Origin of the sequence: Anoxybacillus sp. FSL W8-0382 (genome assembly GCF_038003845.1) — a bacterium.
Taxonomy (GTDB): domain Bacteria; phylum Bacillota; class Bacilli; order Bacillales; family Anoxybacillaceae; genus Anoxybacillus; species Anoxybacillus flavithermus_G.
Genome location: NZ_JBBOPX010000001.1, coordinates 1,268,182 through 1,292,641 on the forward strand (window position 1 = coordinate 1,268,182; position 24,460 = coordinate 1,292,641).

The 24,460-nt window shown below is 41.7% G+C and carries 21 protein-coding genes and 10 pseudogenes; 25 read left to right on the forward strand and 6 right to left on the reverse strand.

Going from position 1 to position 24,460, the window contains the following annotated elements; translation table 11 throughout:
- Positions 1–88: 88 nt before the first annotated feature.
- The 4 genes and pseudogenes from NSS60_RS06700 to NSS60_RS06715 form a co-directional block, all read left to right on the forward strand.
- A complete protein-coding gene (locus NSS60_RS06700) occupies positions 89–949 on the forward strand; it encodes an amidase (RefSeq protein WP_339174325.1) in 861 nt (286 codons plus the stop codon).
- Positions 950–1,008: 59 nt separating this feature from the next.
- A pseudogene (locus NSS60_RS06705) lies at positions 1,009–1,176 on the forward strand (glycoside hydrolase family 32 protein); the annotation flags it as partial.
- A gap of 91 nt (positions 1,177–1,267) precedes the next feature.
- Positions 1,268–2,716 (forward strand): IS66 family transposase, encoded by a 1,449-nt coding sequence (tnpC, locus tag NSS60_RS06710; protein ID WP_088223283.1) that lies wholly within the window; start codon positions 1,268–1,270, stop codon positions 2,714–2,716.
- An 84-nt stretch (positions 2,717–2,800) separates the two neighbouring features.
- Positions 2,801–4,117, forward strand: a pseudogene (locus tag NSS60_RS06715) (glycoside hydrolase family 32 protein); the annotation flags it as partial.
- Positions 4,118–4,210: 93 nt separating this feature from the next.
- On the opposite strand, the pseudogene NSS60_RS06720 reads toward NSS60_RS06715, so the two are convergent.
- Positions 4,211–4,402, reverse strand: a pseudogene (locus NSS60_RS06720) (IS3 family transposase); the annotation flags it as partial.
- On the opposite strand from NSS60_RS06720, the pseudogene NSS60_RS06725 reads away from it, so the two are divergent.
- The 14 genes and pseudogenes from NSS60_RS06725 to NSS60_RS06790 form a co-directional block, all read left to right on the forward strand.
- Positions 4,402–4,503, forward strand: a pseudogene (locus NSS60_RS06725) (RHS repeat-associated core domain-containing protein); the annotation flags it as partial. The pseudogenes NSS60_RS06720 and NSS60_RS06725 sit on opposite strands and share 1 nt — an antisense overlap.
- Before the next feature lie 167 nt (positions 4,504–4,670).
- Entirely contained in the window at positions 4,671–4,913 is a 243-nt protein-coding gene (locus tag NSS60_RS06730) for a hypothetical protein (RefSeq protein WP_004890056.1), read from the forward strand.
- Complete coding sequence (locus NSS60_RS06735; RefSeq protein ID WP_035018613.1) at positions 4,900–5,268, forward strand: PIN domain-containing protein; 369 nt, start codon at positions 4,900–4,902, stop codon at positions 5,266–5,268. Before NSS60_RS06730 ends, NSS60_RS06735 begins: the two co-directional genes overlap by 14 nt.
- A 223-nt stretch (positions 5,269–5,491) precedes the next feature.
- Positions 5,492–6,893 (forward strand): annotated as a pseudogene (locus NSS60_RS06740) (ATP-binding protein).
- Complete coding sequence (locus tag NSS60_RS06745; protein ID WP_035018615.1) at positions 6,868–7,542, forward strand: response regulator transcription factor; 675 nt, start codon at positions 6,868–6,870, stop codon at positions 7,540–7,542. The pseudogene NSS60_RS06740 and the gene NSS60_RS06745 overlap by 26 nt, the downstream one beginning before the upstream one ends.
- On the forward strand, positions 7,527–8,081 hold the full coding sequence (locus tag NSS60_RS06750; protein WP_004890066.1) for a TVP38/TMEM64 family protein: 555 nt from the start codon (positions 7,527–7,529) through the stop codon (positions 8,079–8,081). Before NSS60_RS06745 ends, NSS60_RS06750 begins: the two co-directional genes overlap by 16 nt.
- 57 nt (positions 8,082–8,138) lie before the next feature.
- Positions 8,139–9,113, forward strand: coding sequence for a F510_1955 family glycosylhydrolase (locus NSS60_RS06755; protein ID WP_004890068.1), 975 nt, complete (start codon positions 8,139–8,141; stop codon positions 9,111–9,113).
- A gap of 198 nt (positions 9,114–9,311) precedes the next feature.
- Positions 9,312–9,548, forward strand: a complete 237-nt coding sequence (locus NSS60_RS06760) for a hypothetical protein (protein WP_004890070.1) — start codon at positions 9,312–9,314, stop codon at positions 9,546–9,548.
- Positions 9,549–9,645: 97 nt separating this feature from the next.
- Positions 9,646–10,047, forward strand: a complete 402-nt coding sequence (gene tnpA, locus NSS60_RS06765) for an IS200/IS605 family transposase (RefSeq protein WP_004890072.1) — start codon at positions 9,646–9,648, stop codon at positions 10,045–10,047.
- An 8-nt stretch (positions 10,048–10,055) separates the two neighbouring features.
- Entirely contained in the window at positions 10,056–11,519 is a 1,464-nt protein-coding gene (locus NSS60_RS06770) for a transposase (RefSeq protein ID WP_230456178.1), read from the forward strand.
- Positions 11,520–11,580: 61 nt separating this feature from the next.
- The gene (locus NSS60_RS06775; RefSeq protein WP_004890076.1) at positions 11,581–12,024 is read left to right on the forward strand and encodes a hypothetical protein; all 444 of its coding nucleotides are present in this window, start codon (positions 11,581–11,583) and stop codon (positions 12,022–12,024) included.
- A 118-nt stretch (positions 12,025–12,142) separates the two neighbouring features.
- On the forward strand, positions 12,143–13,267 hold the full coding sequence (locus NSS60_RS06780; RefSeq protein ID WP_064221133.1) for an IS4 family transposase: 1,125 nt from the start codon (positions 12,143–12,145) through the stop codon (positions 13,265–13,267).
- Between the two features lie 159 nt (positions 13,268–13,426).
- Positions 13,427–13,612 carry a hypothetical protein gene (locus NSS60_RS06785; protein WP_004890077.1) on the forward strand — a complete coding sequence of 62 codons (186 nt, stop codon included), beginning with the start codon at positions 13,427–13,429 and terminating at the stop codon, positions 13,610–13,612.
- Positions 13,613–13,672: 60 nt separating this feature from the next.
- The gene (locus NSS60_RS06790; protein WP_021095624.1) at positions 13,673–13,945 is read left to right on the forward strand and encodes a hypothetical protein; all 273 of its coding nucleotides are present in this window, start codon (positions 13,673–13,675) and stop codon (positions 13,943–13,945) included.
- Between the two features lie 312 nt (positions 13,946–14,257).
- On the opposite strand, the pseudogene NSS60_RS14970 reads toward NSS60_RS06790, so the two are convergent.
- A pseudogene (locus NSS60_RS14970) lies at positions 14,258–14,444 on the reverse strand (IS1634 family transposase); the annotation flags it as partial.
- A 246-nt stretch (positions 14,445–14,690) separates the two neighbouring features.
- Between NSS60_RS14970 and NSS60_RS06795 the strand changes: the two are divergent.
- From NSS60_RS06795 to NSS60_RS14975, 4 genes and pseudogenes are all read left to right on the forward strand, one after another.
- Positions 14,691–15,002: a metal-sensing transcriptional repressor gene (locus NSS60_RS06795; protein WP_004890079.1), complete on the forward strand. Its 312-nt coding sequence runs from the start codon at positions 14,691–14,693 to the stop codon at positions 15,000–15,002.
- A 15-nt stretch (positions 15,003–15,017) separates the two neighbouring features.
- Positions 15,018–17,414 (forward strand): heavy metal translocating P-type ATPase, encoded by a 2,397-nt coding sequence (locus NSS60_RS06800; protein ID WP_004890082.1) that lies wholly within the window; start codon positions 15,018–15,020, stop codon positions 17,412–17,414.
- Between the two features lie 21 nt (positions 17,415–17,435).
- Positions 17,436–17,639, forward strand: a complete 204-nt coding sequence (gene copZ, locus NSS60_RS06805; RefSeq protein ID WP_035019187.1) for a copper chaperone CopZ — start codon at positions 17,436–17,438, stop codon at positions 17,637–17,639.
- Positions 17,640–17,927: 288 nt separating this feature from the next.
- Positions 17,928–18,152, forward strand: a pseudogene (locus NSS60_RS14975) (hypothetical protein); the annotation flags it as partial.
- On the opposite strand, the gene NSS60_RS06810 reads toward NSS60_RS14975, so the two are convergent.
- From NSS60_RS06810 to NSS60_RS06820, 3 genes are all read right to left on the reverse strand, one after another.
- A complete protein-coding gene (locus NSS60_RS06810) occupies positions 18,107–18,574 on the reverse strand; it encodes a hypothetical protein (RefSeq protein ID WP_004890085.1) in 468 nt (155 codons plus the stop codon). The pseudogene NSS60_RS14975 and the gene NSS60_RS06810 overlap by 46 nt on opposite strands.
- A 490-nt stretch (positions 18,575–19,064) precedes the next feature.
- The gene (locus NSS60_RS06815) at positions 19,065–20,129 is read right to left on the reverse strand and encodes a C39 family peptidase (protein WP_340720758.1); all 1,065 of its coding nucleotides are present in this window, start codon (positions 20,127–20,129) and stop codon (positions 19,065–19,067) included.
- Entirely contained in the window at positions 20,083–20,256 is a 174-nt protein-coding gene (locus NSS60_RS06820; protein WP_192952348.1) for a hypothetical protein, read from the reverse strand. Before NSS60_RS06820 ends, NSS60_RS06815 begins: the two co-directional genes overlap by 47 nt.
- Positions 20,257–20,465: 209 nt before the next feature.
- Here NSS60_RS06820 and NSS60_RS06825 point away from each other — a divergent pair.
- Positions 20,466–21,394, forward strand: a pseudogene (locus NSS60_RS06825) (IS1380 family transposase); the annotation flags it as partial.
- A gap of 96 nt (positions 21,395–21,490) precedes the next feature.
- Here the strand turns inward: NSS60_RS06825 and NSS60_RS06830 are convergent.
- A complete protein-coding gene (locus NSS60_RS06830; protein WP_075039588.1) occupies positions 21,491–22,840 on the reverse strand; it encodes an ISLre2 family transposase in 1,350 nt (449 codons plus the stop codon).
- Between the two features lie 160 nt (positions 22,841–23,000).
- On the opposite strand from NSS60_RS06830, the pseudogene NSS60_RS06835 reads away from it, so the two are divergent.
- Together NSS60_RS06835 and NSS60_RS06840 are read left to right on the forward strand one after the other, a co-directional pair.
- Positions 23,001–23,471, forward strand: a pseudogene (locus NSS60_RS06835) (transposase); the annotation flags it as partial.
- Between the two features lie 224 nt (positions 23,472–23,695).
- Positions 23,696–24,334, forward strand: a pseudogene (locus NSS60_RS06840) (SpoVR family protein); the annotation flags it as partial.
- Positions 24,335–24,460: the final 126 nt, after the last annotated feature.

Consider the following 24,460-nt stretch of genomic DNA (forward strand, 5'->3'; position numbering starts at 1 on the left):
TATCATGTGAAAAAAGTTGTTTTGCCATTCTCTTTTTCTCGAAAGACGTAGTACAATAAAAATAACGCACGATGGGAGTGAAGAGTATATGAAAACATTTGTGACAATTATTATCGTTTTCACAGCGATCGTGGGGGGCGGTTATTTGTTAGCGCAAGGAAATGAAACAGTGCGGGCGACGTGGCTTTGGAATCCATGGTTATTCATTCAAGATGAAGACCGCGTCCTTTCGTTTTTAGAAAACAAGCGAATAAGCGACGTATATGTGCAAATTGACAAAGAAGTTCCAATAGATGCGTACCGGCAATTTATTCGTCGTGCAAATGAGAAGGGCATTCGAGTTTATGCGCTCGATGGAGCCCCAAATTGGATTGAACATGAAGAAGCGTTGGAGCGCCTATTTCAACGGCTAGATCAATATGAAAATGACGCTCAGCCAAATGAAAAGTTTAGCGGCGTACATTTAGACGTTGAACCGTACTTGCACGTATGGTGGCGTACGAATCGCGAGAAGGCGATCGTCTCGTACCAATCTGTTTTACAGCGCGCCCGTCAACTAGCGAATGAGCGATCGTTGCGGTTCGAGGTGGATATCCCATTTTGGTTTGACGAAGTAAAACATAGGGATAAAACGCTCGCGGAATGGGTTATTGCTCATGTGGATGGCGTAACGATCATGGCTTATCGCGATCGGGCTGATGCGATCATTAACATTGTGGAAAAAGAAATGCGATTAGCTAAAAAATACGGAAAACAAGTTGTCGTCGGCGTAGAAACGGGACAAGTCGGTGAAGGAGATGACGTTTCCACTTTTGAAGAAGATGAGGCATACATGAACGAGCAACTTGCTATTGTCCAAAAACATTACGCCCGAACAAAAAGTTTTTCTGGTATCGCGGTGCACCATACAGAACAATGGATGAAACGAAATGGAATTGTGTTTGAATAAAAAATTTTTTTCGCGTTTTGTTGGAGAATATGAAGTGAAATATGGAAAGGGGCTCATGTATGTCTAAACATACGAAACTTATAAACGAAGCAGAAACAAGAGTACAGCGTGCAAAAGAAAAAATGGACAGCACGTATCGCTTAGCATACCATATTATGACGCCGGTAAACTGGATGAATGATCCAAACGGATTGATTCAATGGAATGGAGAGTACCATGTATTTTATGTAACTATTCAGCCACATCATAAAGTGAGCTGAATATTTTTTGCTTTTCCTGTCCATGATGTGAATATTGATAGACAAGGAGGTGAATCGCATGTTGACGGTACAACAAGCTGTATTTACAGTTGAAAGCTTAATCAGCAAAGTCCAACAACAAAAGCAGCTCATTACTCACCAACAACAAGTCATTGAGCAACTGTTGAAAGAAAACAAACAGCTACGCAAAGAAAATGAACAACTGAAGTACCGTGTTCAAGAGCTGGAAGCACGCACGAAAAAAAACAGCTCCAATAGCCATTTGCCCCCATCTTCTGACCGTTTTGCCAACACACGTTCTTCTCGTCAACCATCTGGCAACAAGCCAGGCGGACAAGAAGGACATCAAGGAACGACGCTCCGTCAAGTGGAACATCCACATCATCGTGTCGTCCACCGTGTGCATACGTGTCAAGGATGTGGGGTTTCTTTGCGTGACGTCAAACCGTTCAAAGTCGATATCCGTCAAGTGTTTGATGTCCCTCCTGTGGCGATCGAGGTGACACAACATGAACGTGAAGTGAAATCGTGTCCGCATTGTCGATGCGTGCAACAAGCCGAATTCCCATCCCATGTCACGAATCATGTGCAATACGGTCCACGCCTTACTGCGCTCGTTGTTTATTTACATCATATCCAATTGATCCCGTACAAGCGTTTAAGTGATACAATCGAAGCGTTATATCAACACTCGATTAGTACAGGAACCCTTGCCAATATGGTGAAACGAGGACGCGAAGCGCTGGAATCAAATATGGACATCATCGAAGACGCCTTACTTGAATCCAACATCCTGCATGTCGATGAAACGAGTTTGCGCATCAATGGGAAACTCGCATGGGTGCATGTCGCGTGTACATCGAGATATACATACTTGGCTTCTCACGCTTCTCGTGGAAAGAAAGCAACGGATGAGATCGGGATTCTTCCACAATACAAAGGGACGATGATGCACGATGGGTTCGGTACGTATCCGAAATACACACATGCCACCCATGCCCTTTGTCATGCCCACCATTTGCGTGAGTTAAAAGGATTCATCGAACAAGGGCATACGTGGGCGATGCGCATGACCACGTTTCTGTTAGCCGCCAAGCAAGCCGTCGAAGCCCATCACGGTGCACTTTCCGAAGAAGAAGCGAGACGGTGGGAACGAGTGTATGATCGCATCCTAGAAAGAGCACAACATCGATTGGAAACGATGACACCTCTTCCGAAAAAAGCACTCGCTTTTGTTCGACGGCTTCAGAAACGAAAGGAAGAAGCGTTGCGTTTCTTACGTGAAGTACATGTTCCCTTTGACAACAACCAAGCCGAACGCGATCTTCGCATGGTTAAAGTCAAAGAGAACATTTCGGGTACGTTTCGCGTAGAAACATTCGCCCAGTCTTTTTGTATCACAAGAAGCATCGTTTCCACACTGACGAAACACGAAAAAAACGTGTGGGATTCGTTATGTCTTCTGTTGACGGGTGACACGCTTGATCGCGTTCTTTCTACCACTTAGGGCATTTTCTATTACGGGGATGCCCTATTTGTGTTGCGCTTCTTTACATACTACTATCGGAGTGAATAGTTACTATTTTATCAGTTCCATCCCGACAGTCCAAAGTGGGGGCCGATGCATTGGGGGCATGTGAAAAGTAAAGACCTCGTACATTGGGAGCGTGCACCGATTGCGCTTGCACCGAGTGAGTGGTACGACGAAGGCGGTTGTTTCTCTGGAAGCGCAGTCAATAATAATGGTGTCCTGACACTCATTTACACAGGAAACGTTTGGCTAAATGAGGAACAAACGGAACTGAAACAACATCAATGTATTGCAACAAGCAAAGATGGCATCCATTTTGAAAAAGACGCGTCCAATCCTGTGCTTTCCGAGCCACCATTTGACTGCCAAGGGCATATTCGCGATCCGAAAGTGTGGAAGCGTGGCGACGACTGGTATATGGTGCTTGGGACAAGAGAGGGGAATAACGGAAAAGTCGTTTTATATAAGTCGAAAGATCTGCGTCAATGGGAATATGTCAACATCCTTGCACAGAGCGATGGTAGCTTAGGATATATGTGGGAGTGCCCGGACGTCTTTCATTTGAATGGAAAAGATATATTGCTGTTTTCCCCACAAGGAATCGAACCAGATGGTGATCGTTTTCAAAATCTCCATCAAACGGGCTACGTTGTCGGAACGCTTGATTATGAAACAGGAAAACTAGCGCACGGAGCGTTTGAAGAGTTGGATAAAGGATTTGATTTTTATGCCGCTCAAACGTTCGAAGATGAAAAAGGACGACGCATTTTGTTCGGCTGGATGGATATGTGGGAGTCTTTTATGCCGACGCAAGCACATGGTTGGGCAGGGGCGTTGACGATCCCTCGTCTTTTGGAATTAGCGGATGATGAGAAACTGTTGATGAAGCCGGTGCCGGAATTGCAGTTACTACGCGAAGGTCACGTGCGGATGGAATCGATTTCAATTCGAGAAGGTACATATACGTTACCTGTGAAAGACGACCGTTTAGAGTTGCTCGTCCGCTTTTCGTTAACCGATTTTCGTGGGAATGCATTTGGTGTCAAAGTGCGCTGTTCGAGTGATGGAAGTGAAGAAACGATCTTCCGCTATGATGTGAAAGACTCGATCGTGACGTTTGACCGAAACCGGTCCGGAAAAGGAGAGGGCGGCATTCGCCGTGCCGTATTGGATAAGCAAGAAGACGTCGTCACGTTCCATGTCTTTATTGACCGTTCTTCTGTTGAACTATTTGTCAACGGCGGCCGGCTTGTCATGACAGGGAGGATTTATCCGTCTGAAACGAGTCAAGGGATTAAATTGTTCGCAGAGGGTGGAATTTTGACGGTGCTTTCTGTTGAGGCATGGACGTTGCAAGATATTTGGGGTGAGGAATAAAACGAATCGCCCACCTTTGTCGTGGGCGATTTATACATATTTGCTGATCGCTTCGTTAAACTGTTTTTGTATATCTTTGGTATTATGTCAAGATTTTGGACTGCCATACGTTTCTCTTGACTCGATATGAATCGTTTTGATTTGCTTTTTCAATGCTTCCTGTCTTTTCTTTTGTTGACTTTCTGGTCGTTTGACCCATGCATAGTATCCACTTCTTGAAACGCCTAAGACTTCACACGTCTTCGCCACGCGAAACTCCTTTCTATGCGTATGAATGAATGTATAAGCTTGTCGCTATCACCCGAAAAGGCGAAAGCACGCCGTTTGTGGCGTACCAATACGATGAAGGCGGCCGCCGCATTCAAAAGAACGTGGATGGCGTCATAAAAATGATCGGATGAAAAAGAGCAAGGAGAGGATATTGGTGTGAGGAGAAGGTTCTTAGAAGTAGGGGGAATTGTCAGAATTAAAGCGAATTTTTATGTTATCGTACATAGTGAAATGGTATAATATGTTTAATAAGCCCCGCCTTAATTGAAAGGAGTGAAAAAGCATGGATTTTGTACGAGTAATAAAACACAGTAATGATTTGGAAAAGTTTATAGATATACCTGAAGGATTAAAGAATAGGAAAGTAGAGATTATTATCCTTCCTTATACAGATCAAGAAGATATAGAACAAGGGAAAAAAAAGAGCTTGAGGGGAGCTCTATCAAAGTACAAAAATGAGGTTTTGCAAAATCAAGAAAGCGATGCTTGGTCTAAAAACGTGGTGGATCAATATGAAAATCGTTGATGCAAACATTGTTCTAAGATATTTGCTTAATGATCATGATGATTTGTCAGCGAAAGCAGCAATGATTATTGAAAATAACAAGGTGTTATTGCCGAATGAGATAGTAGTTGAAGTTGTTTATGTTCTTGAAAAAGTGTACAGAGTAAAAAATGACGAGATATGTGATACTCTTTTAGAGCTGTTTAAGTACGATAATATCGACGTGGATGATATGGAAATATTAGAAGAGGCGCTCATTCTCTTTAGAGAAAGACGGCTAGACTTTGTTGATACTCTTTTATACGCCTATAATAAAGTGAAGGGGTACCAGGTATATACGTTCGATAAGAAGCTAAATCAGTTACTTAAGGAATAGGCATCATTGGAATGTGGACATTGATTATCACTATATAAAATAAACCGAAAGAAGTAACCACTTCCCTAAAAACTAACGGAAGAAGCTGGTTACTTTTTTGTTGATCGGGTTAGATATCGTGCAGTCCGCTGTCTCAACTCCACAAGCGCATGTCGTTCCTCCACATTTTCTCCATATTTTTTTTGCTATAATGAAGAAAAACGCCAGTAAGGAAGGAATTTTTGTGCGAAAACTTTCGTTTAAGTTAGGGCTATTGTTTTTTGTCTTTGTACTAGGAATCGAAACGGTATTATTTGCGTCGTTATACGTGACACTTGTGAACGCGAGGATTAATGAAGAATTTGAGCAGTTGCTGGCAAGAGGAAACAATCACCGGGATGTATTGGAAAAAAGCTATCACCCTTCCACGTTAGAACATGTCGTCATGATGGAGTCGGAAGCGGAAACGGATGTCGTCATTACCGATGCGAAAGGGAATGTGTTGTATTTTTCTGATCATATTTTGCCGTTTGCGAAAAAACTTATTCCGTCTGTGGATGTCCGCCACATTCCACATAGCGGAATGGTCGTGCAAAGCAACTGGAAAAATGAATCGTATATCGCCACCGCCAGCCCGATTCGGATGGACGGCAAAACAAAAGGACATGTCTATATGTTTCAGCGGACGGCTTCCATTCAAAACATGATTGCCAAATTAAAACACCATTTTCTCGTTGTCGGCATTCTTTCTGTCTTTTTGACGATTTTGACGATTTTTTTCTTATCGAGGGTGATTACGATTCCGCTCGTTCGAATGAAACAAGCGACTGAGAAACTAAGCAAGGGGGACTTTTCAGTTCGTGTGCAAGTAAAAGGAGAAGATGAGTTAGCACAGCTCGGAAAAGCGATTCAAACCCTTGCGACCGATTTGGAATATTTAAAGAAAGAACGAAATGAATTTTTAGCGAGTATTTCACACGAGTTGCGCACTCCGCTTACTTATGTGAAAGGATGCCGACATTGCGCGCAGACCGAACATCGCCGAGGAAGAACGAGCAAAATATTTGTCCATTATTTATGAGGAAGCAGAGCATATGCAAAAATTAGTGAAAGACTTGTTTGAGCTTGCGAAAATGGATCAACATTCGTTTCAAATCGAGAAAGAGCCAACTCCGCTTTGCCTTTTTTTAAAAAAAGTATACGTGAAAATGTATCCCGCGTTTCAGGCGAAAAATATGTCGCTTGTCTACCGCTGTGATGAAGACATTACTGTCCATATTGATCGACAGCGTTTTGAACAAGTGATGATCAACCTTTTAGACAATGCGTTAAAATATTCGCATCAAGGCTCTACCGTTTCCATTGATGGGAGAATGGAGAAAAATAATGTGATGATCGCTATTTCAGATGAAGGAATAGGAATTCCTGAAGCAGATTTGCCGCATATTTTTGAACGATTTTACCGAGTCGATAAATCACGGTCGCGAACAGGCGGGGGCACAGGGTTAGGTCTGGCGATTGTGAAAGAAATTGTCGAAGCGCACGGCGGTTTGGTTTATGCAACAAGCCACTGTAGAAAAGGGACGACGATGATTATTACGTTACCGAAGGGAGATGAACATGTACACGATATTACTAGTGGATGACGAAAAACGAATGTTGGATTTACTAGAGTTGTATTTGATCCCGAACGGGTACCGTTGTGTGACATGCGAGTCGGGAGTAGCGGCGATCCGCTATTTAGAAAATAATAAAGCGGACCTTGTGTTGCTGGATGTAATGATGCCAGAGATGGACGGATGGGAAACGTGCAAACAAATACGGGAGTTTTCAAACGTTCCGATCATTATGGTTACTGCACGGGATGCAACGACAGATGTTGTGCAAGGACTAAAAATTGGCGCGGATGATTATATTACAAAACCGTTTGACGAATCCGAATTGCTCGCTCGGATTGAGGCGGTATTGCGCCGTTCGGTCGGAAAACAAACGAAACTCGAGTTTAACGGCTTAGTTTGGGATGAAGCGCAGCATAAAGTTCAATACGATGGGCACGATATTTTTCTCACACCAAAAGAGTTTGCCATTTTAGGTCTTTTTCTCACACATCCAAACCAAGTATTTAGCCGAGAACAGATCATCGTGACATTATGGGGATATAACGCCAATACGGAAGAACGAACTGTCGATTCACATGTGAAAAATATTCGCGAAAAGCTCCGCCAAGCCGGTTTTCCGATCGATGAATGTTTGCAGACCGTTTGGGGTGTAGGATATAAATGGAAGAGCAAGTAATTGCTTTATTTCATACGTATCCATCGATCGCTTTTCTCATCAGCATTGCCATTAATATCGGGATCAGTATTTTAGGCGTTGTCCCGAGCGTCTTTCTTACTGCGGCTAACTTGGCGGTATTCGGTTTTTGGAAAGGCACCTTTTTATCGTTTGTAGGGGAAGCGGTTGGCGCGATTGTATCGTTTCTGTTGTATCGAAAAGGTTTTCGGAAACTTTCGGAAACGAAATGGTTTTCCTATCCGAAAGTCAAACGTTTGCTTGCGGCAGAAGGAAAAGAAGCGTTTTTGCTCGTTTTATCGTTGCGTCTTCTGCCATTTGTTCCATCAGGAATTGTCACGTTCGTTGCCGCTATTGGGCGCATATCGCTTCTCCTTTTTACAGCCGCCAGCTCGCTCGGAAAGCTGCCAGCACTTTTGTTAGAGGCATATTCGGTGTATCAAGTGATGAATTGGACATGGCAAGGGAAAGTGATATCGACTGTTTTTGCTGTTTTTTTATTTATCTTTACTTGGAAAAAAGTTGTTCAGAACAAGACGTAAACGCCCCATTACATCTTGCATATACAAAATCTACGTTTATACAAAGGAGAATCAATCATGACAAAAATGACGAAAGCGATCATCATTACATCATCCATTCTTCTTCTAAGCGCTTGTTCATCATCCAATGAAAAAGAACAGTCCTTTATTACGAGCAAAGAACAAGCAAAATCCAACACATCTGTTACAAATAATCCTTTCTTTAAAGAAAAGAAAGAAGGAAAGTTCGAACATTTACATGGAATTGGTTATGCAGGCAACCAAAATGCGATTTACTTTGCTACACATGAAGGTTTACTTGTTTACCAAAATAATAAGTGGTATGAAACGATTTCGAATAAACACGATTATATGGGCTTTTCAGCTACAGACGACGGCTTTTACTCATCAGGGCATCCGGAAGAAGGTTCATCTTTAGGAAATCCACTTGGTCTTGTGAAAAGTTTTGATAATGGACAAACATTGATGAATTTAGGATTTTATAAAGAATCTGATTTTCATTATATGACCGTTGGCTATAAAAGCCATACCATTTATGTGGTGAACCAAGAAGAAAACAAAACGCTCGGACAAGGGGTATTTTACAGTAAAGACGACGGCAAAACGTGGTCGCCAAGTCAATTGAACGGCTTGCCGCAAACAGCAGCGGGAACGATTGCTGCCCACCCAACGGATGAAAATATGGTTGGAATTAGTACATCGGAAGGAATTTTTGTTTCAAGAGATAATGGGAATACGTTTGAACGGTTCACGCGAAAAATCAATACGACGACGTTTGCGTTCCAAGAAAAATCCATTGTATTTGCAGCTGTAGAGAACGATAAGCCGATCCTCATCAAACAATCACTAGACACAAAACAAGAAGAAGTTCTTTCCGTTCCTGCATTGGATGAAAAAGATCATATCATGTATATCACTTTTAATCCAGCAAATGACAACGAAATAGTAATTGCGACGATGAACGGGGATATTTTCATGACGAAAAATAACGGTGCAAGCTGGACAAAACTAGCATCGAAAGGGAAAATATAAAAAGAGTATGAGTAAAATGTTTGTGGGAGGGCGCTAAATCCTCTTCCATATGTTTCAAGGGGAGGGTTCCTTGAACAGAAGGGGGATGAGCAAAAAAGATGCAAAAAGGACTCTCTCCCTGTAATGATAATTTACAACATACGTTAATCACGTTATGCTATTAGTAGTTAAGATTTTTTATCTGGCAGGGGAAATTTTATGTTGCCGTATGAAGGAATTTGGGGAATTATAGAAAAAATTATTGAACATGGGCCGGAAATCAAGACTTCTCGCAGATACAAAGGTTTTGACGAAGAACTTTTTGAGGAACTAAAAAATAAGGTAGAAGAGTATTATTTAAATACAGCAGAATATCCAGATAAAATCGTTGAATTAATTAAACATATTCCTGAAATTGACTTTACGGGGGAAGCGCAAGAAAGCCCCTGTCTTTAGACACGGGGATGAATTGCGTATTTTTTTTTGATAAATTTATTAGATGTGTTTATTTTATCTATTGTTTATGGTATATTTAGTATAGAGGTGATTGTTTTTGGAAAACGAAAAATACACCGATAAAAAAGGGATTGTTTATCTCAATCAATATCATATTGTGTTTTGTCCAAAATACCGTAGAAAAGTGTTAGTTGGAGATATTGAACGAGATTTAAAAAGAATTTTTGAAGAAGTTGCCAAAGAACATGATGTACAAATCAAAGCAATGGAAATTATGCCTGATCATGTTCATTTGTTCATTTCTTTTGACCCTCGTCAACATTTGCACAAAATTATACAAGCGTTTAAAAGGAAAAGCAGTCGAATATTAAGGGAGAAATATCCTTCGTTAAAAAGCAGACTACCGTCGCTATGGACACGAAGTTATTTTTGTTGTACTGTCGGCCATATTTCAGAAGAAGCGGTTAAACAATACATCGAAAACCAAAAGAACGTATAAAGGAAGTGGTGTCGTTGGCGAAAACAAAAACCAAAAGTTACGTGCTGACGTTGAAACTCAAAACAGAACTATGGCAGGCGCACATATTAGAGAAACGTTTTGAAATTGGCAGAAAAATATACAACGCTTGTTTGGGCGAATTGCTGAAACGGCATAAAAAATTACAACATGATAAGCAGTATCGTCATCTAGCCCAACAACCAAAATCAAAAGAAAGAAACAACTTGCTAAATGAGTTATATCGTCAGTACGGAATCAATGAATACGCTATGCACGATTTTGTTAAGCCAATGCAACACCATTTCAAGAAACACATCGACTCACACACCGCACAAAAAATCGCTACGAGAGCATGGATAGCAATGGAAAAACTCATCTTTGGTAATGCAAAAAAAGTGTCTTTTAAGAAATACAACGATATGGATTCATTAGAAGGAAAAACAAATAGCACAGGCATCCGTTTCAAAAACAAACATTTGCTTTGGAATGGTTTATCTATTCCTGTTATAATTCACCCAAACGACATATATGCACATCTGGCTCTACAAGACCGTATAAAATATTGTCGCATCGTCCGTAGACGAATTAGAGGAAAAATCAAGTATTTTCTTCAACTCACTCTTGGAGGTGTGCCACCAAAGAAAATAAACCGCCAAACAGGAGAAATAAAACATCCAATAGGGCGAGGCGATGTTGGTATCGACATAGGAACACAAACCGTCGCTATTTGCTCGATGAATAATGTCAAGTTGCTCATTCTTGCGCCGAGCATCGAAAACATAGAAAAGCAAAAGCGAGTTCTTCGACGAAAATTGGATCGTCAAAGACGGGCGAATAATCCGCACAAATACAATGAAGATGGGACAATAAAAAAAGACAACAAGGAAAAATGGGTTTGGAGTAAAAATTATCTCAAAACGAGAAATCAGTTAGCAGAATTACAAAGAAAAATAGCAGATAAACGGAAACAAGATCATCAACGGCTTGCCAATTGGATCATCGCATTAGGTCATCATATCCAAGTAGAAAAAATGAATTTCAGAGCACTTCAAGCAAAGGCAAAAGAAACAAAAGTCGATGCCAACGGAAAATACAAAAAGAAAAAACGATTTGGAAAAAGTATTGCGAATCGTGCACCAAGTTTGTTTTTAAACATACTGAATCAAAAACTGCAATATGAAGGCTATTCCCTTCAGTACATCGACACATTTCGCGTCAAGGCAAGTCAATACGACCACCAAAACGATGAGTACAACAAGAAAACACTTTCCCAACGATGGCACGAAGTAGACGGACATAGAGTGCAACGAGATTTATACAGCGCATTTTTAATCATGAATGTGAAAGACAATCGAAAAGAAATAGATAGACAAAAATGTTTAGAGAGATGGGATCAATTTATTCGACTGCATGATGAAGAAATCAAACGACTTCGTCTTCATTCATGTGTCGTAAGTAGTATGGGAATTTAAATGATAAAAAGCGTCTTGAACCGGGCGCACAGGGCGATAAGCACCAGTAAGGTGTTTGCCCATGAAAGTCTTGTGGAACAAGGGTGAGTTCTACACACAGGTGTACGAGAAACCCTTTTGTACACAAGAACCCCGTGGCTTTAGCCATCGGGAGGTTCAGAAGGATCCTGTATCAATAAAGCTGAAATTAGAACGTAATCAATTGACAAAACAGCTCTACAAAATTGCAAACGACATTTTAGGAATACGATTTATTATTAAAGCAGAGACTGCAGAGTTGAAACAGATAGTTCATGAATTTGTAACATGTTGTCCGTATGGACAAGATGCATGCAACATTGTTGATCAAACATTAGGGAAAACTTATGATGATGGGTATAAAGCTATTCACGTTTATATAAGACCAAATAATTATGTTTTCCCTATTGAAATTCAATTTTGGACAAGAACACATGCATTATTGAATGAATATTTACATGAACAAATATCACTAGTGTCGCATTAAAATAATTTAACACCTTTAAATAAACCGAATTTTCTGAAATATAATCCAAACACAAAAAAATCCTTTATAATGGTTGGGTGGTAGTAAACCATCCAAATCCAATACAAAGGACAAAACCATGGATAAGTTTACACGAAAAACATCATTTGAACAATGGTTTTCACCGATTAATCGTCCATTATTTGACGACCTAGTGAAAACACATCAATTAAATCACTATACCAAGAAACTTTATATGGCTTCATTTATGAAACTGCTTTTGTATGCCCAACTCCATGAAACCGAGAGTTTACGGGCGTTGAGTGACGCTGTCTTTTTAGAAGAATTACAACGAGCAACGGGATTGGAATCGATTAGTTTTTCACAGTTAGGGAGACGAATCAATACCATCCCAACTGAGTTCTTTCAAACGATTTTTCTCGATTTAGTGGCACAAATTCATCGGAAAACCAATTTCCAAACAAGAAGAAAAGTGACAACGCCTTTGAAAATCATTGATTCGAGTACATTACCGCTTAATTTGACCAATCATAAGTGGGCAGAGTTTCGAAAGACAAAATCAGGAGTAAAGCTTCACTTACGACTTGTTTTTATGGAAAAAGGACTCTCCTATCCAGATAAAGCCGTACTCACGAATGCCAACGAACATGATCGTGGTCAACTAGAAGTATTCGTGGATGACAAAGAATGCATGTACGTGTTTGATCGTGGTTACTTGGATTATAGGCGCTTTGATCAAATGACGGAAGATGGCTATTTCTTTGTGACCCGTTTGCGTAAAAACGCTGTTGTCCGAGTGTTAGAATCCTTTTCGTTACCAGAAGATTCACCCGTATTCTCTGATGAAATGGTTGTCATTGGAACACCACAAAATCGTTCTGAAAACGTGTTTCGCTTACTCAAATTGCAAGATACAAAAGGAAATAAGCTTCATTTACTGACAAATCGGTTTGACATTGACGCAGATGAAATTGCAGAAATCTACCAATCACGTTGGGCAATCGAACTTTTTTTCAAATGGATGAAACAACATCTGAACATTAAAAAGTTTTTTGGTCACAGTGAACAAGCTGTACATAATCAAGTGTACGTAGCCATGATAGTGTACTGTCTGAATGTTTTAGCTCAGTTGAACACGAATAGCGAACGCAGTTACTTACAAATTAGTCGCTATTTGAAGGCTTCTTTGTGGAAATCCGCTCACATTTGGTTACGAAAAATCGAAGGAAACAGCGTCCCATAAAGGTTTGCCAGTCGTTGTTGCACAAGTCATAGGTTATAGTAAAAAAATGGATGTATACTACCCTCGCTTAGGTGTTTTCGTTTTTTCTCTAAAGTCCAGAAAAAATAAAACTGAAAATTCAGACATCATTTATGCGACGGTAGTGAACAAATATACAAAATGGATAATGATCAATTAAATCAATATGCGTTGGATTTGAGTAAGTGGCTTGAAAGTGTTCCAAGATTTCCTAATAGCGATGAAGTTGCAATTAAGTCATATGTAGACTATATTTATGAACAAGCATTTTCAAACAAATATTTAGATGAAAACGATGAAGATATTGATGACGTTGACCAATATTAAAATGGGTAAAGTTAGGTATCAGTCGGGTATAATTCACGTAATAAGTGGGGGAAATGAAAAATGAGCAAAGTTTATATTATTTCTGCTGCGGATGATAAGTCGGTTATTCTGGAATTACCGTCAACAAAAGAGGCTAAAATAGCCTACAAATACATTCGTTCTAAAACACCAGAAGCAAGCATTGGAGTATATGGTGCAAGAGATCTTCAAACATTTAGAAGAACACAAAGGACAATCGGACCTGCTACTGTGACGAGATCAGTTGAAACTTTTGTGAAAGCTTTGAACCTGAAAGAAAAATATATCCGGCGTGAACCAAAGACCACCTTATAAAAGAGGTGGTTTTCTTTTTGTTTTGATTGTCATGCCTGAGTTCGACAGTGACTAGGCAAACCAAATGTCTCTCATCCGTTGATACAAAAGGGACGAGAGGCATTTGGGCATACTTCGGGCGTGTATCTAGGTGCGAGGATGGATGCATAGAATCTTCGGAGGAAGTTTCAGCCCTAGAGCCGCAAAGAGTTGAGTCTGTTTGTCCGTCAGTTCGATTCGTTGAGAAAAGTCTCTGTTTTTGGAAGAAAAATGTCCAAGCATGAGACGCTCACACTCTTCTCTTACTTTCGGATATGATTCATGAGTCAGGGGAAAGGAATCGCAACTTTTGGCCAAACGCCCCAAGACAGCGCGATCCACCTCGTCTTCGTGCCCGAACGAATCCATCACCTTCGCTTTCGCATATTTGGACTTCGGGTTCCAATTCGTTGTGAGCAGGCTGGAGATAGGCCATGATCGTTCCATCTTTGTTTTTGCGTGTGACTCGTCGTATGTACATGCCTATATTATAATTGACCTGTGGTGCTAGTTGAGCGCTAGCGGTCAACTAGCACCACGAGTAAAGTTTTTATAATTTACATTTCGTACCCTCTCGACAAACTGAAGTGATAGAATTTTTGTTTCATAAAAAATCTACCAAAAGTGAATAGATCATGGGAAAACGTTGACGATAATAATGTTGTCAACACTTTCGTTGCTTTATATACCCATTACCGGTATAATGTAATTGAAGAGGTGATATTTGATGAACCATTGCGAAGATCATAATATGGATAAAAAAATGGTTCCGCGTACAGAAGAAGAGATCGAAAGCATTATGAAGCGCTTGAAGCGCATTGAAGGACAAGTGCGCGGGGTGCAAAAAATGGTCGAAGACAATCGGTATTGCATCGATATTTTAGTGCAAATTTCTGCAATCACGGCCGCGTTAAATAAAGTCGGATTAAATTTACTCGAACGCCATGTCAGTCATTGCGTTTCCAAGGCGATCCGTGAAGGAAGCGGAGAAGAATCGATTCGTGAATTAATGGATGTCATTAAGCAATTCTCAAAGTAAGGGAGGGAAAGGTGGATGGATGAACAAAGAACCGTGACACTGAAGGTGACTGGCATGACATGTGCCGCGTGTGCCAATCGGATTGAGAAAGTACTAAATAAGATGGATGGAGTAGAAGCCAATGTCAATTTGGCGATGGAAAAAGCAACGATTAAATATGATCCATCGAAACAAACAATCGCCGATATCGAAACGAAAATTGAGAATTTGGGGTATGGCGTTGCGACAGAAAAAGTGACGCTTGATATTGAAGGAATGACATGTGCGGCATGTGCGACACGGATTGAAAAAGGGTTAAATCGGATGGAAGGTGTGACAAGCGCTGCTGTAAACTTGGCGACAAACAGTGCTGTTGTCGAATACAAGGAAGGCGTTACATCTGTCGAAGACATTTTAGAAAAAATCAAAAAGCTTGGGTACAAGGGGCAGATTCGAAACGAAGAACAAGACGATGCTGGCCGGAAAGAAGAGCGGCTGAAACGAAAACAACGGCAACTCGCGATTTCTATCATCTTATCGTTGCCGCTGCTTTATACGATGCTTGCCCATATGCCGTTTGATATAGGCTTGCCGATGCCGCATCTGCTGATGAATCCGTGGTTCCAGCTTCTTTTAGCTACACCGGTTCAGTTCTACATCGGCGGTCCCTTCTATGTCGGGGCGTACCGGGCGTTACGAAATAAAAGCGCAAACATGGACGTTCTCATAGCGCTTGGAACATCGGCTGCGTACTTTTACAGCTTGTATGAAGCTTTTCGGACGCTTGGGAATCCTGAATATATGCCAAGATTATATTTTGAAACGAGTGCCGTCTTGATTACGCTTGTGCTTGTCGGCAAATACTTTGAGGATCTTGCGAAAGGGAGAACAACCGAAGCGATCTCTAAGCTGTTGAGCCTTCAGGCAAAGGAAGCGACTGTCATCCGTAATGGGGAGGAAAGAAAGGTTCCGCTCGAGGAAGTGGTGATCGGCGATACGATTCTTGTCAAGCCAGGAGAAAAAATCCCGGTAGACGGTACGGTCATCGCCGGGGCATCTTCCGTAGATGAATCGATGATTACTGGTGAATCGATTCCAGTTGATAAGAAGGAAGGCGACTATGTGATCGGGGCGACGATGAATACGAATGGCGTACTGACCATTCGTGCCGAAAAAGTCGGAAAAGATACCGCGCTGGCCAATATCATTAAAATCGTTGAAGAGGCGCAAGGGTCGAAAGCCCCGATTCAGCGGATGGCGGATACCATTTCCGGCATTTTCGTACCGATTGTTGTAGGAATTGCTGTCGTTGCATTCATTATATGGTACTTCTTTGTTGCGCCGGGTGATTTGGCAAAAGCGCTTGAAGTGGCCATCGCTGTTCTTGTCATTGCGTGTCCTTGTGCGCTCGGTCTTGCCACGCCGACATCGATTATGGTCGGTACAGGAAAAGGGGCAGAACAAGGAATTCTCTTTAAAGGAGGTGAGTACCTAGAGGGAACGCATAAAATCAATGCCGTATTACTGGATAAAACAGGAACAGTGACAAAAGGAAAACCGGAAGTGACAGATGTGTTACAATTCCAAGAAAACATGCTTGACTATGCCGTTTCAGCCGAGAGCGCTTCAGAACATCCATTGGCACAAGCGATTGTGGCTTATGGAAAAGAAAACGGAATTATCGCGCAGCCGTTGACGCAATTTTCTGCGCTTGTTGGACATGGAATTGAAGCAACGGTGAATGGAAAACATGTACTCATTGGCACACGAAAATTAATGAACGAACGAGGGATCGAAATCGCCGAACATGAACTAGCCATGATAAAGCTTGAAAACGAAGGAAAAACGGTCATGCTCGTTGCCATCGACGGACAGCTTGCTGGAATGATTGCTGTTGCTGATACGATCAAGGAGACATCAAAGCAAGCGATTGCGACATTAAAACAAATGGGCATCGATGTATATATGGTGACAGGCGATAACAAACGAACAGCCGAAGCGATCGCCAAACAAGTCGGCATAGAACATGTGTATTCGGAAGTGCTTCCGGAAGACAAAGCGAACATCGTCGAGGAATTGCAAAAGCAAGGGAAACGAGTGGCGATGGTCGGTGATGGAATTAACGACGCTCCAGCTCTTGCGAAAGCGGATATTGGGATGGCGATTGGCACAGGCGCAGATGTCGCGATTGAAACGGCGGATGTGACGCTTGTTGGCGGCGATTTACTGCATATTCCAAAAGCGATTGAACTGAGCCGGCAAACGATGCGCAACATTCGGCAAAATTTGTTTTGGGCTTTGTTCTATAATACAGTTGGCATTCCTGTAGCCGCTCTCGGATTATTGGAACCATGGATCGCTGGGGCAGCGATGGCATTTAGCTCTGTATCCGTTGTGACAAACGCGCTTCGTTTGAAACGCGTGAAAATATAAACATTTAAGGAGGAATGGATGATGACGATTACGTTACAAGTACAAGGAATGACATGCGGACATTGCAAAGCGGCGGTGACAAATGCACTTCAAACGTTAGATGGAGTCAGCCGCGTCGAAGTACATTTGCAAGAAGGTACGGTTGATGTGGATTATGATGAAACAAAAGTAAGCGTAGAAAAACTAAAAGAAGCGATTGAAGAGCAAGGATATGATGTGAAGTAAGGGAGAAAAGGGTATTCCTCTGTCGAAGGGATGCCCTTTTTGTAGTATCGAAAGTTTTTTTCTTTTTATGAAGAATAATGAAAAAACGAGATGTTATAATTTATAATGAAAATAACAGGTATGTATAAAAGTAAGCGTCAAACTCTTCCCACCTAGTTTTATCCCTATATCCATGTCATAATTTCTTTCAAAATCTTAATTAAAGCAGTTTAGATATGGATAAAATTGAAAATTATTCGTGGGGATCATAACGGATTTTGGTTGTATTATTGCTGACTCGAACGTGGAACATTTGATTGGCCTTCTGAGCATCACTCGGAACCTTTAAAAATTAGTCCACGCCAATTACGCTGGCTACTCGATGGACTATCATTCGACCAGAAACAAGCTCACTCTTCTGTAACCGCAAAGAAAGTTATTAATCTTTGTTGGCTTATTCCCTGGTCGGGCTGGTTGAGCGCTGAGGCTCAACTAGCACCACGGGTTTTTGTAAACAGTTTTTGTATGGAATAAATTAAAAGAATACTTGAAATAAAGATTAACAACGTATAAGCATTAACATAAACAGTATTTGTATATTGATTTATCCAGCTAAAACGGTAGATTCTAGAATTTATGTTAGATGGGGGTCCTCCGAGTTGTTTAATTAAGTCTAAAACATATATAATTTCTAAAAAAGCGGACATGCTTAAAATACAGAGTGAACCAATACTCATAAACAACAAACCTCTCTTTGAGATACTCATGTTAGTGAGGATTTTCCATAACCCCCTCCCAAAGAACAAAAATGAAATTGCAGCTAACATAATAATAAGAAGCCCTGGATTTCCGTTCCCTGAAGTTACGTGAGGCTCTATCGTAAAAAGTTCCGTTAGATATAACATCAATAAACAAACTAAAAATGATATAATAAGTTGTTTAGAGAATAACTTCAATATAATTCCTCCTCGTATAGTATGTTTAGAAAGATTTTTAAATCGAATTTCCAGTTCGATATGCTCCTTGACAATCGCATATTCTTGGGTGACTTGCCCACGGGGGAGGGGCGCCCCTCCCCCGTGGGTCGCAAACATATTTCACAAACATCGGGGTTGGACTTTTCGCGATGTTCCTAGATAATGATCTTGAGGATCATCGGGGACACTCTTCTTCCTTCTGTAGCCTTGACTACTCGTGAAGTCTGTCTCCCCGGCTCCTGTTCGTACGTCTAACCCGCAGGCTGTTCCCGTTGGTTCCCCATGCTGGAAGGAGCAGCTTCCAGGCAGCCCATGGCCCAACGTGAGTTCTCATACGCGAGGGTGACTGGTCAACAGGCGCGGTCCGGGGGCATCCCGAAGAGTCCCAACCCCACGATCCTACTTATCCATTTTTATAAATTTATATGAATGATAAAAGCCCTTAATTAACATAAGGGCTGTTTTATGTTTAGGATAGCCACGCAAAATCGATGTCTTGGTCATCGTCTGTCCAATCAAACCAGTGCGTACCTGTATTATCCGCACCATTATCAGGATCTTTGTAAGCGACATGTAAATCGCCTGCATAAGAACCGTTTTTATCATATCCAATTCCACAAACAAAATGATATTCGATTGATGTTCCACCAGAGTCAAATAAATCAAAACGGATGGCAACAGGATCGTTGCTATCTATGGCACCAATAAACTTAGAACTATTCCCAACCGCATCTGTTACTGTATTAGAGCTCCAAGCATTACTTGTATGGTAAACGTGTGTAAGAGCACCGTTGGCCCACATTGTAATTGTTGTTCCTAACCATGTACTCCCCATCTCGTTATAAAGATGATTAACTAACGCGGCCCATGAGCCATAATAAGCGTTATCTCGAACATTATAACCTAACTCATCATGATAATAATCCATAATCATAGCGGCTACTGTTGGACCACAAGCTGAATTCGGATTATTAATTCCGGAACTACGCTGATAGATACGGTCAACGCCACTTAATACTTTATAGTCTGTAGCGGCGATAGATACCATTCCGTTGCCACTATCTTTCAACAAACCGTCCCAACCTGGGCTTCTCTTATCACCTTTTTTCAACGATTTTAATTGTGCTTTTTCAACTTTTTTATACTCTTCTGTTCCATCTTTTTTTTCGTCTTTTAATTTCTTTAATGTTGCAGATTTAGCCTTCTCAAATTTTTCTTTTACCTCCTTACCGCTTTTACCGAAGCTAAATTTGTTTACACCGAAATAGTAAACTTTTTCATCTTTCATTTTTTTATTCAGAGTTTCTTCTAGGTCTACATCTACACCATACTGTATCATAGGATCTATTGTATCAACAGCTGAAGTAATAAAATAGCCTTTTGTCTTTTCGGACTCCACAGCGAAATAATATCCCACAACGGTATCATCAATATCGTAGAGATGTTCTTTAAATACAATTTTACCGTCTCTTAAATTATATAACTGTTCATTTTTTTTTAATAAAATTATTGATGGCTTTTTTAGCCTCCTCAACACTGATAGTATCATAAGAAATAGACTGTGTTGAGATTTCTTGCTTCGGAGAATTAGCTTGCGCGACTACAGGTAAGCACAAAATGCTCCCTAACATTAGGGTAGAAATCAGTTTTCTTTTTTTCATACAAACCATCCTTTTTTGTGATTATAGTTATAACATGGTTTTCTCCGTTTACTAATGAATTCCCTTCTTATCATGTAAATTTATAGTTAATTTTTATGACTGTAGATGAGCACCTGAATCCGTGACAAAACATCTTTACAATGGTCGCAAACCGTTGATACGATAAGGGAAAACGACGTTGACGACTCTTCATCAAGTAGGTGAATGTGATGAAAGATTTCCCGATTCGGTTTGTATTGACAGATGAAGCGATTACTCCAAGTGCTGGGCTTGCTCTCGTGGGCTACTTACTGCACCAAACGAAGCTGGATAAACGAGTAAACGCCCTTCGGCTCCCAACGGTTCGTCGAGATGTGCACATTTCCCATAGCGATGTCATTCGCTCGATGATTGGCTTGCTTGCCACAGGAAAAACGGATTTTGATCATATCGAAGCGTATCGTCAGGACGATATCTTTTCGACATCAATGGGCATTCGGCACGTACCTTCCTCCCCAACGTTGCGACAGCGTCTCGATCAGCTCGCTTGTCTTCCGATGACCGAAGCAATCATTTGGGAGGAATCGATGCGTCTGTTGGTTCGACAACACGCTACCTTGTCCCCTTGTTGGGCGAAAGGGAAAACGACATGGCTTCCCCTTGATATAGATGCTTCCCCATTTGACAACTCCGATACGAAGAAAGAAGGAGTGAGTCGAACGTATAAAGGATTTGACGGTTTTACGCCGTTGTTTGCGTACGCAGGGAAGGAAGGGTATATCGTTCATGCCGAGCTGCGTCCAGGGAAACAACATGTACAAGACAACATGCCTTCGTTTTTAACTACCGCCATCCGTCGAGCTCGTCCGCTGACCTCGTCTCGTCTGCTTGTCCGCATGGATGCAGGAAACGATGCGGAAGCGAATGTGCATACGTGGACTTTGTCATCAAGCGAAACTTACGCCGAGAATCGAAAGCGCTTTGGTTCCAGATCGCTTCGCAAAAGGGCAGACGCGTCGATGATGGACAAACAGAAGGAGTACAAACGTATGAGTTATGCCTTCCACAGACAGCAGCAATCGATGGACACACGTATACGTACGTTCAAGTCACCCAAGTGACGGGTTTGAGTCAAGACTTTGTGGGAGATTTTTTTCTCGACCGATTTTTTTGGTTATATATGGTTTTATAAAATCGTTATATGTAAGCGCTTTTACTTACTCTCATCCTGTAGGTATGTGCGTTTTCTCTCGTTTTAAAAACCTTTCAATGCTTGCAATGCCTCGTAAATCGGTGTCCCTGAAGATTGGCGAAGGTATGGGATGTTATCTCGTACCACTTCTGTCATTTGCGTTTGCACGCGCTTCAGTGCCTTTTTCACGATCGTTTCTCGTTTCGTTTCTTCTCGTTCTTCCACGCCATACATCACTCCATCGCGTGTCCGAATGAGTAACGTATCTTTTATCGCGACGATCGCTCGCAACATCGCTTCAATCCCTGCATCCCTCCAACTTCGACCGTTTTTACTTCGTTTCGCAAACACATGCATCGTTCCTTCCGCACTCCCCATCGCCCTCATGTTTGTCGTGTCAATCCCTTTTTCCTTCAACCATACGCGATAGTCACGTAAACATCCTGGTATCTCCTCGATTCGACGAACAAGCGCCTCGAGTTGCTTTTCCTTCTCCTCATGTTCTAACGTACCGATGGCACTTGTGAGTTCTCGTAACACACCTTCTTCATCCCATGATGCTAACTTCTTTCGAATCACCCGATATCTCGCATGACCTCGGAACAATTGACGAATCTCTCTTGCCACATGGAACCGATCAAGCTGAAAGTACCCCCTGTCCCCGAAATATTCTCGACACGCTGTAATCCATGGGGCTCCATCTCCATTGATGACCACCCAATCCTCAAACGGATCATAGCTGTATTCCTTCATCAGAAAATTCTCTACAGCTTCCCAAATCGGTTCATTCGTTTGATGAACCATATACCGTCGATTCACTAAGGATACGCGTTTCCCGTTTTTCTCCCATCCTTGGTGAATCGTGATGATCTTTTCTTCTTTTCCTTTGATGCGGCTTCGTTGACGTTTCACGTACAACCCGTCTGCTTCGATAAAAAACACGCGCCCTTTTTTCTCCATCGCACGGTGCCCTTCCACCTCTGCCTCGATGATGGACTGGCGAATCGTTTCGTGACTCATACATGCATACCCCACCAGCTTTTCAAGCGACTGCGCAGCCTGTCGATACGAAGAACCCGTCACGGCGAGATGAATCGCTGTCTCCTCTAATAGCGGACTCACTCCATGCGCCCCATCGAACTGAAGAAAGACATCGAGTAAAGACGTATACACCTTTTTTTCACGGTCAAAGTAGTAGTTTCGCTTCACTTCCACCTCTCCAAATAGCGTTTGGAGTCGGATCGTCCGCTTATCTTTGAGCGCATATCGTTTCTTGTCCCGCTGTTCTGCCAATGTGCGGTCGATCTCCTCCAACACCTGTTGAAGGAGATGACCATATTGTTTTTGCATATGTCTAAATAAAGACTGTTCGATCTCTTTTAATGTCAAGCCGTTTGTGATATAATCCTGCATGGGCTCCACTCCTTTCTTTGGTTGTATTTTTTTCTCACTTACTACCTTACCAGGAGGAGAGCCCGTTTTTCATCTATTTTGCTTACATATCTGACAGGTTCCTTATTATACCAAATCAGGAACCTGTCTTTTTTTCTCCCACAAACATTTTACTCATACAGTGACGGAACGAACGATGGAACGAAATGGACAGCTGATGCTCGTTCCTGATTACGAAGTCGAAAGCTACTGGGTGCGCCTCGAAGGATACGAGCATGTTCGAATGAGTGATGTGCTCGCATTGTATCATGATCATGCGACATGCGAACAGTTTCATAGCGAACTGAAAAGCGACTTAGATTTAGAGCGACTTCCATCAGGGAAGATGAAAACGAATGCGCTCGTGTTAGTCATGGGAGCATTCGTGTACAACCTTCTTCGCCTGATTGGACAAGATCTATTAAGCGATCCGAGACATCCATTACATCATAAAGTGAAACGCCGCCGCATCAAGACGATCATTCAGACGGTGATCACGATGGCAGGTCGACTCGTCCGCCGATCACGACAGATCTGGATGAAACTGACGCGAAGGAGTGGCTATAGCGAGCCCCTACTGAACATTTACATAAAATGGAGAGAAGGAGCATAACGAACGATTGTTCGCAATTCTGTACTCATCCTAACCCTCTGTCCTTTTTTGTTTTTTCTTTGGTTTATATACCTAAAAAAGATATTTATTTCATTTCTGAGAGTGAAGATGACATCTGTTTTAAACATAAAAAGGGAATAGTGGATCACGCATCCATAAAACCAGCAAAAAAGTCAAAGTCGATGTCAATCCATCACGGATTCAGGATAAAATAATCACCTTAGATGAACGAAGGCTGGGCGACGTATTGGCATCAGCGCATTTTGCGCGAGATGGATTTGACGAGCGATGAGGCGATTGAATTTGCGAAACTGAACGCCAACGTCGTGCAACCGTCGCGCACTGGCATCAATCCGTGTTATTTAGGACTGAAAATTTTTGAAGACATTGAAGAGCGGTGGAACAACCCGACTGAGGAGATGAAAAAATACGGCGTCAAGCCGGGGTCGGGGAGGGCGAAAATTTTTGAAGTGCGCGAACTCGAATCCGACATTTCGTTTTTGCGCAACTATTTAACGAAAGAGCTCGTTATGCGCGAAGATATGTATTTGTTCCAAAAACAGGGGAAAGAATATAAAATCGTCGACAAAAACTGGGATCATATCCGCGACTAACTCGTCAGCATGCGGGTAAACGGCGGATTCCCGTATATCACGGTCAATGACGGCGATTATATGCGCAACGGAGAGTTGTATTTGAAGCATTGGTATGAAGGAATCGAACTCGATCTGAAGTATTTAGAAAAAGTGCTCCCATACATTTATCAGTTGTGGGGCCGTCCGGTCCATATGGAGACGGTCGTCGAGGAAAAGCCGATGTTGTTTACGTATGACGGGAAAAAGGTGCATCGGAAATATTTATAACATGAGGGCAGGGATCCCCTGCTTTTTTTGTTTGTCACGATGAATATGTGAAAAATGACACAAATTATTCGAAATCATGCCGAATAGCGTCCACGATTTTATGAAATAATATGAAATAATATGAAG

Bases quoted from the DNA above. Each gene is read 5' to 3' on its own strand.
- NSS60_RS06785 (WP_004890077.1), top strand. From the start codon at position 13,427: ATGGATAATGATCAATTAAATCAATATGCGTTGGATTTGAGTAAGTGG.
- NSS60_RS06790 (WP_021095624.1), top strand. From the start codon at position 13,673: ATGAGCAAAGTTTATATTATTTCTGCTGCGGATGATAAGTCGGTTATT.
- NSS60_RS06745 (WP_035018615.1), top strand. From the start codon at position 6,868: ATGTACACGATATTACTAGTGGATGACGAAAAACGAATGTTGGATTTA.
- NSS60_RS06795 (WP_004890079.1), top strand. From the start codon at position 14,691: ATGAACCATTGCGAAGATCATAATATGGATAAAAAAATGGTTCCGCGT.
- NSS60_RS06800 (WP_004890082.1), top strand. From the start codon at position 15,018: ATGGATGAACAAAGAACCGTGACACTGAAGGTGACTGGCATGACATGT.
- NSS60_RS06820 (WP_192952348.1), bottom strand. From the start codon at position 20,256: ATGAAAAAAAGAAAACTGATTTCTACCCTAATGTTAGGGAGCATTTTG.
- NSS60_RS06755 (WP_004890068.1), top strand. From the start codon at position 8,139: ATGACAAAAATGACGAAAGCGATCATCATTACATCATCCATTCTTCTT.
- copZ (WP_035019187.1), top strand. From the start codon at position 17,436: ATGACGATTACGTTACAAGTACAAGGAATGACATGCGGACATTGCAAA.
- NSS60_RS06780 (WP_064221133.1), top strand. From the start codon at position 12,143: ATGGATAAGTTTACACGAAAAACATCATTTGAACAATGGTTTTCACCG.
- NSS60_RS06760 (WP_004890070.1), top strand. From the start codon at position 9,312: ATGTTGCCGTATGAAGGAATTTGGGGAATTATAGAAAAAATTATTGAA.
- tnpC (WP_088223283.1), top strand. From the start codon at position 1,268: ATGTTGACGGTACAACAAGCTGTATTTACAGTTGAAAGCTTAATCAGC.
- NSS60_RS06750 (WP_004890066.1), top strand. From the start codon at position 7,527: ATGGAAGAGCAAGTAATTGCTTTATTTCATACGTATCCATCGATCGCT.
- NSS60_RS06730 (WP_004890056.1), top strand. From the start codon at position 4,671: ATGGATTTTGTACGAGTAATAAAACACAGTAATGATTTGGAAAAGTTT.
- NSS60_RS06830 (WP_075039588.1), bottom strand. From the start codon at position 22,840: ATGCAGGATTATATCACAAACGGCTTGACATTAAAAGAGATCGAACAG.
- NSS60_RS06700 (WP_339174325.1), top strand. From the start codon at position 89: ATGAAAACATTTGTGACAATTATTATCGTTTTCACAGCGATCGTGGGG.
- NSS60_RS06735 (WP_035018613.1), top strand. From the start codon at position 4,900: ATGAAAATCGTTGATGCAAACATTGTTCTAAGATATTTGCTTAATGAT.
- NSS60_RS06775 (WP_004890076.1), top strand. From the start codon at position 11,581: ATGAAAGTCTTGTGGAACAAGGGTGAGTTCTACACACAGGTGTACGAG.